Origin of the sequence: Ralstonia mojiangensis (assembly GCF_023955645.1) — a bacterium.
In the GTDB taxonomy this organism is placed as follows: domain Bacteria; phylum Pseudomonadota; class Gammaproteobacteria; order Burkholderiales; family Burkholderiaceae; genus Ralstonia; species Ralstonia mojiangensis.
The window spans coordinates 200,059-212,654 of record NZ_JAMXHU010000006.1 but is presented as its reverse complement, the minus strand read 5'-3'; the positions used below and the strand labels follow the sequence as shown (position 1 = coordinate 212,654).

Sequence of the window (12,596 nt, the reverse complement as noted above, 5' to 3'; positions counted from 1 at the left end):
CGAACAGGACCGTGAAACGACTCCGCGCCGATGATAGTGCGGATTCCCGTGTGAAAGTAGGTCATCGCCAGGCTCTCCCATCTACACCCCAGCTCTGCCTCAGAGCTGGGGTGTTTGCTTTGCGCGAACGCTTCGCGATCGCAACCATCCCTCCAGCCATCCCCCAAACTCCTCACCTCCTGATCTCTCGCCCAAAGCATAAAGTGATTTATGTGGCTTTTTATTGATCTGGCCTCCCCTAATATTTGGGCGATGCCTACTTCAAAGCCCTTCTAATCTGGGCTTTGAGGTTGCTATCGTCGTCTTGCAACGCACATGCAAAACTGGGCTCGTGTTGAAGGAAAGCTGTGATACTGTATATTCATACAGTGTTCATTGGCTTGCTTTGGCGTTTCCATGTTTGCGTTGTCCCCGTCTCTTTTCATCGCCGAAGATGTGGCGGAATGCCCCGTCCCCGCTGGACGCGCGGGGTCTGGATTGCGGTCGTCCGCCCCGAAAGCCCCGACGGTGCCTTTGCCGGAAACGCTGCATCCGGCATTGTGGAGCGCAGGCCGTCTGGCGCGAAGCGACGGGCGCGTTTTGGCCACTGGGTATGACTCGCTGAATGCCGAGTTGCCCGGTGGTGGCTGGCCCCTCGGCGGATTGATCGAGCTGCTGTGCCCACAATCCGGTATTGGGGAATGCAGACTGCTACGCCCGGCGTTGTCTGCGCTATGCACGGGCGCCGGGCGCATTGCGTTGATTGCTCCGCCACATCTGCCGAATGCAGTGAGGCTGGTAGGCTGGGATTTCTCTCCTGAACAAATCGTCTGGGTGCGCGCTGACAAGCCAGCTGAGCTTCTGTGGGCAGCCGAGCAGGTTTTACGCTGCAAGGCTTTCGATGGTGTGCTGATCTGGCTGAACCGGGCACGCCCAGGAGAGTTGCGCAGGCTGCAAGTGTTGGCCCAGGCGGGAGAGAGCGCCATCTGGGTGTTCCGGCCGGCTCAGGCGCAGCGTGAGTCGTCGCCGGCGATGCTGCGGCTTGGGCTGGAGCCAGCTGGCGCCGATGCGCTGTCCATCTTCTTCCACAAGCGGCGTGGGCCGTTGCGTGAATCTCCGTTGCTGCTGCCGTTGGCGGATCCGCTTCGGGCCGGTCGCGCTTCCGTGCGTCCGTTGCCTGTGCCATCGGTCGAGCCGTTCATCATGGATCCGGCCACGGCGAAATTGCTGGCCGCGCTTTCGTCTCCTTCGTCTTCTGTGGCGTTCGACGCTTTGTCGGACTTTTCCGATCAAAACACTTCCGATCATGCCGTTCTGGATCGCGGTGCATCTGCCCCGTCTCCCACTCGACGCGCTTCGACCCCGGTGGTCTGATCCGGCCGCGCTGCCTTTGCCGGTCGTGGTGCTGGAGCAGGAGCGCGTAGTGTCGGGCAACCGGTTGGCGATGCGCGAAGGCGTACATGCAGGCCTGCGCCGAGCGGGCGCGCAGGCGTTGGTACCGCACGCTATACAACTTGACCGTGATGTGGCGGCCGAGGCACGGTTGGTGCAATCGCTGGCGCTCGCATTGCTGGCATTCACGCCGCATGTCACGTTGGACGTAGTCGATGAAGCGACGGTGTTGTTGGAGGTCGAGGCCAGCTTGCGCCTGTTCGGCGGGCATCGCGCGCTGTGTCGGGCAGTGAAGTATTGCGCGGTTCGGTTGGGCGCCATGCCGCAGCTGGGCACCGGACCGACGGCACGCGGTGCGGCATGGCTTGCCAGCGCACAGCCGGCGCCGGTGCGTGGCCGTCGTCGCACGGCAGCGCGTCAAAGGTGCGCGCGAAGGGCGGTTCGGCAGGAGCGGCTGTCGGCGTTGCTTGATCAATTGCCGATCGACGCGGTGGCGCGACTCACGCGGCCCGATTGGCTTGAGGGCCTCGGCTGCCGCACGCTGGCCGATTTGCGGGAGTTACCACGTAGCGGCCTGCGGCGGCGCTGCGGGCCGTTGCTCGTGGATACGCTCGATGCGGCGTATGGCAACGGGCACGAAAGCTTCACCTGGTTTACCGCGCCGTTGCGCTTTGATGTGCCGTTGGAATTGCCCGGCCGCATTGATAACGCGGAAGGGGTGTTGGTTGCCTCGGAGCAATTGTTGTTGCAACTGGTCGGCTGGCTGTCGGCGCTTCAGTTGGGCGCCAAGACGTATCGACTTACGCTGGAGCACGAACGCCGGCGTGGCCGGAGCAGTGAGGATGCCGCTTCGTCCACGCCGGTGGAGATTGCGCTGGCGCAGCCGGTTCGCACGCTGGCGCACTTGTCGCGGGTGCTGCATGAACGCGTGCATCGGCTCACGCTGATCGCCCCGGTGGTCGAACTGCGCCTGACGGTGACCGACGCTACGCCGCTCGCGCCGCCTACGGAATCGTTGTTCCCTGAGCCCGGTGGTCGCGCTGAAGACGCTGCACGCCTGATCGACACGCTGATCGCTCGGCTGGGTGCCGAGAGCGTACTTCACCCCCAGCCGTGTGCCGACCATCGCCCCGAGCGCGCCAACCACTGGGTCGAGGTGAATGCCGCAACCACCGCGCAGAGCCGTGCCGCCGCGCGTCAGGCATTAGCGCAATGGCATGCGCAGCAGCCGGAGCGTCCGCTGTGGCTGCTGGAGAAGCCGATCCCGCTGCTGACACGTCAGAATTATCCGTATTACCGCGGGCTGTTGCGGCTGGTGTCGATGCCCGAACGCATCGAATCTGGCTGGTGGGACGACGACCTCATCAAGCGCGATTACTTCATCGTCGAGGGAGAAAAAGGCGAGCGTTACTGGGTATATCGCGAGCGCGTTTCCGCAGGCAAGGCCAACGCGGCAGAAGAGGAAGCACGCTGGTATCTGCACGGTTTGTTCGGCTAGGCACATCATGACTTCGGCCACGCCACTTCCCACTCTGCCCGACTATGCCGAGCTGCATTGCATCAGCAACTTCACGTTCCTGACCGGCGCGTCGCACCCACATGAACTGGTGGAGCGCGCCAAGCTGTATGGTTATCAAGCGCTGGCGTTGACCGACGAATGCTCTGTAGCGGGCACCGCGCGAGCGCTTGTGGCCTCCAAGGAACACGAACTGAAGCTCATCATCGGCAGCCGCTTTACGGTGCGCAATGCTGATGGCGAACCCTGGCTGCGGCTGGTGCTGCTGGCGCAGAACATCGAGGGTTACGGCAACCTGAGCGAGATCATCACGCACGCGCGGCTGGCAGCACCGAAAGGCGAGTACCGCTTGCTGGCTGACGATTTGGCCGCCCCAGAAGGGGAGCTCGCTCACCTGCGCGGCGTGTCCGATTGCCTGGCGATTCTGCTGCCTGATTACGATCCCGACCCACAGCAATTGCTGGCGCAGGTGTGGTGGTGCCAGCGCGTGTTCGGTGAGCGGTTATCGATTGCGCTGGAGTTGCCGCTACGGCATGCAGATGACCGCCATCGCGGTACGGTCGCGGCGGTATCGGAGCAGATCGATGTGCCCATGGTCGCGACCGGCGGCGTGCAGATGCACACGCGCCAACGCAAGCCGCTGCACGACGTGCTGACCGCCATCCGTTTGTCCAAGCCGCTTGCTGAATGCGGGTTGGAACTTGCCCCCAGCGCTGAACAAGCGATGCGCACGCGCATGCAATTCGCGTTTCTCTATCAAGGTGAGCGCGGTGCCAAGATCCTGCGTCGGACGGTGGAGCTAGCGGCGTTGTGCAATTTCTCCCTCGACGAGATCGAGTACGAATATCCGAGCGAAGTCGTGCCGGAAGGCATGACGCCGGTCGAATACCTGCACGCCGAAACGCTCGCTGGTGCCGCGCGACGCTATCCGAATGGTGTTTCGGAGAAGGTGCACGCGCAGATTCAGGAGGAACTCGGACTCATTGCCGAGCTGGGGTACGAGCCGTTCTTCCTGACCGTCTATGACGTGGTGAAGTTCGCTCGCAGCCAGGAGATTCTCTGCCAGGGGCGTGGCTCGGCGGCCAACTCGGCGGTGTGCTATTGCCTGGGGATTACCGAGGTGAACCCCGACAGCGGCAACACGCTGTTCGCGCGCTTTCTTTCGCGTGCACGCAATGAGCCGCCCGACATCGATGTTGATTTCGAGCATCAGCGCCGCGAAGAGGTCATCCAGTACATCTACAAAAAATACGGTGTGACACGCACCGCGCTGGCAGCTGCGCTCATCACCTACCGCACGCGTAGCGCACTGCGTGACGTAGGCCGCGCGCTGGGCATTGATCTCGGGATCATCGAGCAGGTGGCCAAGGGGCAGGCGTGGTGGGATAGTCGCAAGGAATTTGCGCAGCGCGCAGGCCAGCAGGGTCTGGATCCGGAATCGCCGTTGGTGCTGCGCTGGGCGCAACTGGTGGATCAGTTGCGTGGTTTTCCGCGCCATCTGTCGCAACACGTGGGCGGGTTCGTGATTGCGCAGGGCAAGCTTTCACGCCTGGTGCCAATCGAGAATGCGGCGATGGAAAACCGCCGTGTCATTCAGTGGGATAAAGATGATCTCGAATCGCTACGCCTGCTGAAGGTGGACGTGCTGGCGCTGGGCATGCTGACGGCCATTCGCCGCACGCTCGATATGGTGGACGCGTTGCCCGGACGGCGCGAGCACTACGGCGCAACCGGCAAGCTCGCCATGCAGCACCTGCACGATGATGACGAGAAAACCTACAACATGATCTGCCGCGCCGAGACCATCGGCGTGTTCCAGATCGAATCGCGCGCGCAGCAATCGATGCTGCCGCGTCTGCGTCCGCGCGAGTATTACGACCTTGTGATCCAGGTGGCCATCGTACGGCCCGGGCCGATCCAGGGTGGCATGGTGCACCCGTATCTGCAGCGGCGCGAGGCAAAGCGCAATGGCAACACCGATTGCGTGACCTACCCCGGCCCCGAGGTAAAAGCCGTGCTCGAACGCACGCTGGGTGTGCCGATCTTCCAAGAGCAGGTGATGGAGATCGCCATGAAGGCCGGCGATTTTACAGCGGACGATGCTGACCGCCTGCGCCGCGACATGGCCGCCTGGAAGCGCAAGGGCAATCTCACGCAGCATCAGGAGCGTCTGGTGCATGCGATGGTCGTCAAGCGGCGCTACGACCCCGCTTTTGTTGAAGCGCTGTGCAAGCAGATGGAAGGTTTTGCCGAATACGGCTTCCCAGAAAGCCACGCGGCAGGCTTTGCCAAGCTGGCTTACGTCAGCAGCTTCCTGAAATGCCACGAGCCGGCGGCGTTTTTTGCGGCGTTGCTCAACAGTCAGCCGATGGGGTTTTATTCACCGTCGCAACTGGTGCAGGAGGCGCGGCGCAATCATGTGCGCGTGCTGCCGGCTGACGTGACGGCCAGCGTATGGGATAGCACGCTGCATCCCCGTGCCGATGGCGATGCTGGTGAAGGTGGCCTGGTGCAGCCCGACATCCGCCTTGGGTTGAATCGCATTCGGGGCATGCGCAAGCCGGCCGCTGAGCGCATCGAAGCGGCTCGCGCTCAGGCTCCTTTTACCAGCGTGGAAGATCTCGCCCATCGCGCCGCACTCGATCGCCACGATCTGAACGTGCTGGCCGCTGCCAATGCACTCAAGGCGCTGGCCGGCCACCGTCGCCAGGCGCTATGGCAAACGCTCGCCCTGCAGGAGCCCGGCCAGGATCACGCGCTGCTACGCCAGGCCCGTCCGGTGGAAGCGCCGCTCGTGCTGCCCGCACCGCCCATTGGTGAAGAAGTGATGGCCGATTACGGCAGCCTGGGGTTGTCGCTGCAGAGTCATCCGGTAGGGCTGCTGCGCGCACGGCTCGAACGCATGCGTTTTGCCACCGCCGCCACGCTGGCCGGCTATCGCAACGGGCAACTGGCGCGCGCTTGCGGCATTGTCACGGTGCGGCAGCGACCGGGCACCGCCAACGGCACCATCTTCGTTTCCATTGAAGACGAGACGGGCGCCATCAACGTCATCCTATGGCCGCACTTGATCGAGCGTCAGCGACGCGAAGTGCTGAACGCGCAGTTGCTGGGCGTCTACGGCAAATGGCAATGTGAGCGCGAGACCCGACACCTTGTCGCCCAGCATCTGGTGGATCTGACCCCACTTCTGGGGCGCCTCGCCACTTCCAGCCGCGATTTCCATTAATCCGGGCCGTCCCACAACTGTCCGTCGCATCACCTCCGGCACGGCAATTGCGTGACGAGAGGCACGCGCAGTCGCCCGACGACGACACAGGAGGCTCAGGCGGTTCTCTCCCGCAGAGCACCCTCCGATTGGTGGATAGGGCAAGCGCGGATCGACGAAGTGTGGTGCGGGTGCAAGGATTTGCGCTTGAGGCGTCACAAAAAGAGCCTGACAAGCGAAGTAAACGGCATCTACGAGGGAACCGACCCTCGGGATGCCTTGTCACCATAAACAGGGTTGATGAGATGCGCTTTCATCACGCGTCGATATTGGGTGCAGTCGAAATTACGTCTACTCTGTAGAAAACACATCACGGAGGCCGCCCCAAAAAACGTGTGCAACGGCGTGCATAGATGAACCGCCGCTGTTGCCGTGTTGTGCATGACCGCGGATGAAGGTGCAGCCACCGGACCCGCATATTTTCAGCCCATCGTTCGGGTCCAGACCCGGCGGTGTTTCCCATCTCAGGTGCAGGAGCGAACAGATGGAACAGCCTTTCAAGCAGTTACACAGTCTGCGCAAGTCGCGCAAGCTCAAACAGGAAGATGTCGCCAAGATGGCCGGTATCTCTCGCGAAGCGTATTTGCGCGCGGAATCCGGTCGCGCCGATCCCCGCCTGTCGACGCTGATGGCCGTGGCCGGCGCGCTGGGGCTGGAGGTCGTTCTGGCGCCGCGCGAAGCCGTGGCTGAGATCGAGCGCGTGATCGCCAATCACCCGGCGCAGCCGACGCAAGGCGGCGGAGCGGAAGCCAGCCACGAACGTTCAGAGCACGGCTCGATGGGCGGCACCGGTGGCGGTCATGGCCTGGCAGGCCAGTATCGCGGGCCGGAGCGCCATCCGCAGTCGGCTTACCATCCGGGTGCCTCGCATAGCCAAGCTGGCCAGCAAGGCGCACCGCATGCCGGCGGCGGCACCGAAGACCGCTCTCGCATGACGTCTTCAGACCGCCCAGGTGCTGGAGGTTCGTCGGGCGGCTCAGACCGTCCGGGCGGTTCGGGTTCGCGCGAATCGTAAGCTGGCCCCTCTAGATACAGGCCGGGCACGCAAACGCGCGCCCGGTTTGCGATTGAGCGCAGGAGGCAGCCGCACTACAATCGGCCGGGCAAACCGCGCCCGGCTGGTTTGTGCGCGTTTGCGCTAACGTTTCCTTTCCCTTTTGTATGAACGGCGATCCGCCACGCACGCATATGGCGCAAGCCGTGTCGCAACATCCGCCGTTCTGGCACAGCCTTAAACAAGACGTTTTTTTCTGGTCGCTGTTGGCCATCTGCGGCGCGCTGACGCTCGCGGCACCCCGGCGCATCGTTGAATATCCGGCGCTGATTGACTGGCACACCATTGCCGCGTTGGCCGGTTTGCTCATCTTGACCAAGGCGGTTGAGGCCAGCGGCATGCTGCAGTTGCTCGGCCGGCGCCTCGTCGAAGTAGCCAGCAGTGAGCGTGTGCTGGCGCTCAGCTTGGTAGCGGCTTCGGCGGTGTTGTCGACTGTATTGACCAACGATGTGGCGCTGTTCGTGATCGTGCCACTTACCGTCGGCTTGCGGCAGGTCGCCAGCCTGCCGGTGGCGCGGCTGGTGATATTCGAGGCGCTGGCGGTCAACGCGGGTTCTGCGCTCACACCGATCGGCAATCCACAGAATCTCTTCCTGTGGCATCAATCCGGGCTGTCATTTGGCGCGTTTGTCTGGCAGATGACGCCGATGGTCGTGCTGCTGATGGCCTTGCTGCTGGTGGTAACGTGGCTGGCGTTTGCCTCGCACGAAATCCATCTGCATGCTGAAACCGGCGACGTGGAGTTACACAAGCGCCTGCTTGTGCCGGCGCTCGTGCTGTACGTGCCGTTTCTGGTGCTGACCGATCTGGGCCATCCGCTGGTGGCGGCGGCCGGGTTGATCGTGCTGTACCTGATCAGCGCGCGCTATGTGCTGGCCCGGGTGGACTGGGGCCTCCTGCTCGTGTTCATGCTGATGTTCATTGACCTGCGGCTGGTGGCGCAGCTTGGCATCGTGCGGCTGGCGCTGGATGCGCTGGCGTTGAACAATCCCATGCATCTGTACTGGGCGGGCATTGGCGTGTCGCAAATCATCAGCAACGTGCCGGCGGCGATCCTGCTGGCCGAGTATTCGCATGACTGGCCGATGATCGCCTTTGCGGTCAGCGTGGGCGGATTTGGCACGCTGATTGGGTCATTGGCCAACCTGATTGCGTTACGCATGCTGGGTGACCGTCGTGCCTGGTGGGTGTTTCACGCGTACTCGATGCCGTTTCTCTTGGCTGCGGCGGGCATCGTGTACGCGTGGCTGATGTGGCTGCGTTAGGCTGGCACGGCATCCCAATCGGGCGCGAAGGCTGGCCGTACGTAACGCAGCGTCTTCGGCAAGGCGGCAATGGTGACACGGTCTGCGTCATCCAGGTGCAGACGCAGCGCGTCAAGGTTCGCCTGCTGGCTTTCACGCCGCTGGGCCTTGGGGATGGCGATCACGTCAGGTTGCTCCAGCAACCATGCAATGGCCACCTGTGATGCCGAAGCACCATGCTTGCGGCCAATCGCCTGCAGCGTGGCATCTTCGGCCGCGCGCCCTTGCGCCAGCGGCGCGTAGGCGGTAAGCGGAATGCCCTTGCCGCGCAGGTAGCGCAGCAGCGCCGATTGGTCCAAAAACGGGTGGTATTCCACCTGCACGCACGCGAGGGGTGTGCCGATCGTGTCGATGGCGGTCTTGAGCATCGGCAGGTTGAAATTACACACGCCAATGGCCCGCACTCGGCCGCTTTCACGCAGCGCCATCATCGCTTCCATCGTTGCCGCCATGTCCATGTCGGGCGCGGGCCAGTGGACGAGATACAAGTCGACGTAATCGAGTTTCAGCTTGGCAAGGCTCTGCTCCAACGCCAGAGGAACGGCGCGCGGTGCAAGCTGGTCATGCCAAACCTTGGTGGTGACGAACACCTCTTCGCGCGGCAGGCCCGAGGCGGCGATGGCCGCGCCGACGGCATCTTCGTTGGCATACATCGCCGCGGTGTCGATGTGCCGATAACCCAGCGCCAGCGCGCTCTCGACGACGGGTTGGCATACGTTGTTCGCCACGCGAAATGTGCCGAGGCCCAGCCTAGGAATGGAAACACCCTGCGTCTTCAATGTTTGTTGCATGTGCGGCTCCTTCGGTTGTCATGAACGATGGACGGCCATGGTGCCGATTGCCGATCTTTGAATAAAGTGCGTACCATGCAAATCATTCGTGAAAAAACTCCCGTAATAACAACGGAAGGGAAAGGATTGCATGACGTTCGATGGGCAATTGTTCTCCGGCATTACGCTGCTGGCGGCCGTGGCGGAAAGCGGCAGCTTCGTGCGCGCGGCCGATGCGCTGGGGTTGTCGCCATCCGGAGTAAGCCGCGCGGTCAGCCGGTTGGAAGCGCGCATCGGCGTGCGGCTGATTGAGCGGACCACGCGTTCGCTCACCCTGACCGATGAAGGCCGCCGTCTCTACGAACAGGTCAGCCCACACCTGACGGGCATCGCCGATGCCGCAGCGATGGCCTCGGGTGCAGTTGGCGCGGTGCAAGGGCGTTTGCGGGTGAATGTCGATCCGTTTTTCTCGCGGATGGCACTGGCGACACCGGTGGCGGGTTTTCTCGAGCGCCACCCGGACTTGTCGCTCGAACTGATCATGCGGGACGACGTAGGCGATCTGGTGGCCGACGGGTTTGATCTGGCTATCCGTTTCGGGCCGCCGCCCGTGGGCTCGTTCGTGGCGCGCAAGCTGGTCGAGACGCGCATCGTGACAGTGGCATCGCCGGATTACATCGCACGGCGCGGCAAGCCCGCGCACCCGCGCGATGTGCCCTCACACGAGCGCATCCTGTTCTACAACCCGGTGACGGGGCGCCCGTACGAGTGGGAGTTCTGGCGCCAGAACGAGCGCATTGAGATCCGGCCCGCCGGGCGGTTGATGGTGTCGGACGTGCGCACGATGCACGCGGCCTGCGTGGCCGGCGCGGGCATTGCCCAGGTGATGGCGCTTGGTACAGAAGCGCTGCTGCGCAACGGTCAGCTTGTCGATTTGTTCCCCGATTGGCCGGACGAGCGCTTTGCGCTGTACGCGCTGTATCCGTCGCGCCGCTACCTGCCGGCGAAGGTGCATGCGTTTATCGATTTCTGCGTAGAAAACTTGCCTGCGGGCTAACGCACAAAGCACTGCGGCCGCACTAGGCGGCCGCAGGCAGATGAAGCTGGAAAGCGTCAGACCTTCTTGGCCGCCATCACGGCTTCCGACACGTTGCGCGGTGCCTCAGCGTAGTGCTTGAATTCCATCGTGTACGTCGCGCGGCCCTGGCTGAGCGAACGCAGATTGGTGGAGTAGCCGAACATTTCGGCCAGCGGTACCTCGGCGTGCACGACCTTGCCGCCGCCGCCCGGAATGTCTTCCGTGCCTTGCACCATGCCGCGTCGTGACGACAGATCGCCGATCACGTTGCCCATGTAGTCTTCCGGCGTTTCCACTTCCACGGCCATCATCGGTTCGAGCAGGATGGGGCCGGCCTTGCGCATGGCGTCCTTGAAGGCCATCGAGCCGGCCATGCGAAACGCGTTTTCGTTCGAATCCACGTCGTGGTACGAGCCGAAGGTCAGGCGCACTTTCACGTCCACCACCGGGTAGCCTGCCAGCACGCCCGTGTTGAGCGTGTCGCGGATGCCCTTGTCCACCGCCGGAATGAATTCACGCGGAATCACACCGCCCTTGATCTCGTCGACGAACTCGTAGCCCTTGCCGTCGTTCGGCTCCAGCGTGATGACTGCATGGCCGTATTGGCCCCGTCCGCCCGATTGCTTGACGAACTTGCCTTCGACGTCTTCAGCGGCCTTCTTGATGGTTTCGCGGTAAGCCACCTGCGGCTTGCCGACGGTCGCTTCCACGCCAAACTCGCGCTTCATGCGGTCCACTAGGATTTCCAGGTGCAGCTCGCCCATGCCAGAAATAATGGTCTGGCCGGATTCCTCATCCGTCTTTACGCGGAACGACGGGTCTTCCTGTGCCAGGCGGTTCAGGGCGATGCCCATCTTTTCCTGGTCGGCCTTGGTCTTGGGCTCCACAGCCTGGCTGATGACGGGCTCAGGAAATTCCATGCGCTCCAGCACGATGACGTGTTCCGGATCGCACAGCGTTTCGCCGGTCGTCACATCTTTCAGGCCCACGGCCGCGGCGATGTCGCCGGCCAGCACCTCCTTGATCTCTTCGCGCTGGTTGGCGTGCATCTGCAGGATCCGGCCCAGGCGCTCGCGCTTACCCTTGACCGAGTTGTAGACCGTGTCGCCAGAATTGATCTTGCCCGAATACACGCGGAAGAACGCGAGCTGGCCGACGAACGGGTCGGTCATGATCTTGAAGGCGAGGGCGGCGAAGGGCTCGCTGTCGCTGGCATGGCGCTCAAGCGGTTCGTCTTTCTCGCCGTGGCCCTGGATGGACGGAATGTCCACCGGCGAGGGCAGATAGTCGACCACCGCATCGAGCATTGCCTGCACGCCCTTGTTCTTGAACGCGGAGCCGCACAGCATCGGCACGATCTCACCGGCGATGGTGCGCTGGCGCAGGGCGCGCTTGATCTCGGCTTCGGAGAGCGTCTCGCCGCCAAGGTACTTGTCGAGCAGGGCTTCGTCGGCCTCGGCAGCGGCTTCGACCATCTTGTCGTGCCATTCCTGCGCGGTGGCCTTCAGCTCTTCGGGGATGTCGACGTACTCGAACTTGACGCCCTGGCTGGCGTCATCCCAGACGATGGCCTTCATCTTGACGAGGTCGACCACGCCGCGGAAATGATCTTCCGCGCCGACGGGAATCTGGATCGGCACCGGGTTGCCTTTCAGTCGATCGCGCATCTGGCGCTCGACGCGGAAGAAATCCGCCCCGATGCGGTCCATCTTGTTGACGAACGCAATGCGCGGCACCTTGTACTTGTTGGCCTGGCGCCAGACGGTTTCGGATTGCGGCTGCACGCCGCCCACGGAGTCGTAGACCATGCACGCGCCGTCGAGCACGCGCATGGAGCGCTCCACCTCGATGGTGAAATCGACGTGACCCGGGGTGTCGATGATGTTGATGCGGTATTCCTGGCGATCCCCCGCCATGCCGCGCCACATGCAGTGCGTCGCGGCAGACGTGATGGTGATGCCGCGCTCCTGCTCCTGCTCCATCCAGTCCATCGTGGCCGCGCCGTCATGCACCTCGCCTATCTTGTGATTGACCCCGGTGTAGAACAGGATGCGCTCGGTCGTGGTGGTTTTGCCGGCGTCGATGTGCGCCGAGATGCCGATGTTGCGATAGCGCTCGATGGGGGTCTGGCGGGGCATGATGTTTCTCTTCCGTTGAAGGACACTCGCATCGCCGACTCCGCACCATGCGAAGGGCGAATGTGCGAGTGGGAACACATTATAGGATTGGTCCTAT

8 protein-coding genes are annotated in these 12,596 nt (G+C 63.0%); 6 read left to right on the top strand and 2 right to left on the bottom strand.

The features are described from left to right. Positions 1-396: 396 nt before the first annotated feature. The 5 genes from imuA to NG898_RS24845 all read left to right on the top strand — a co-directional run bounded on the left by imuA (position 397) and on the right by NG898_RS24845 (position 8,474). A complete protein-coding gene (imuA, locus tag NG898_RS24865; RefSeq protein WP_252694939.1) occupies positions 397-1,353 on the top strand; it encodes a translesion DNA synthesis-associated protein ImuA in 957 nt (318 codons plus the stop codon). Then, a complete protein-coding gene (locus tag NG898_RS24860) occupies positions 1,286-2,869 on the top strand; it encodes a Y-family DNA polymerase (RefSeq protein WP_252694938.1) in 1,584 nt (527 codons plus the stop codon). The genes imuA and NG898_RS24860 overlap by 68 nt, the downstream gene beginning before the upstream one ends. A gap of 7 nt (positions 2,870-2,876) precedes the next feature. After that, the gene (locus NG898_RS24855) at positions 2,877-6,116 is read left to right on the top strand and encodes an error-prone DNA polymerase (protein ID WP_252694937.1); all 3,240 of its coding nucleotides are present in this window, start codon (positions 2,877-2,879) and stop codon (positions 6,114-6,116) included. A gap of 523 nt (positions 6,117-6,639) precedes the next feature. Next, a complete protein-coding gene (locus tag NG898_RS24850) occupies positions 6,640-7,170 on the top strand; it encodes a helix-turn-helix domain-containing protein (RefSeq protein WP_252694936.1) in 531 nt (176 codons plus the stop codon). Positions 7,171-7,316: 146 nt separating this feature from the next. Beyond that, entirely contained in the window at positions 7,317-8,474 is a 1,158-nt protein-coding gene (locus NG898_RS24845) for an anion transporter (RefSeq protein ID WP_252694935.1), read from the top strand. On the opposite strand, the gene NG898_RS24840 is transcribed toward NG898_RS24845, so the two are convergent. Beyond that, positions 8,471-9,304 carry an aldo/keto reductase gene (locus tag NG898_RS24840; protein ID WP_252694934.1) on the bottom strand — a complete coding sequence of 278 codons (834 nt, stop codon included), beginning with the start codon at positions 9,302-9,304 and terminating at the stop codon, positions 8,471-8,473. The genes NG898_RS24845 and NG898_RS24840 overlap by 4 nt on opposite strands. Before the next feature lie 130 nt (positions 9,305-9,434). On the opposite strand from NG898_RS24840, the gene NG898_RS24835 reads away from it, so the two are divergent. Continuing rightward, on the top strand, positions 9,435-10,340 hold the full coding sequence (locus tag NG898_RS24835) for a LysR family transcriptional regulator (RefSeq protein ID WP_252694933.1): 906 nt from the start codon (positions 9,435-9,437) through the stop codon (positions 10,338-10,340). A 56-nt stretch (positions 10,341-10,396) separates the two neighbouring features. Here NG898_RS24835 and fusA read toward each other — a convergent pair whose 3' ends face one another. After that, on the bottom strand, positions 10,397-12,499 hold the full coding sequence (fusA, locus tag NG898_RS24830) for an elongation factor G (protein ID WP_252694932.1): 2,103 nt from the start codon (positions 12,497-12,499) through the stop codon (positions 10,397-10,399). Between the last annotated feature and the right edge of the window lie 97 nt (positions 12,500-12,596).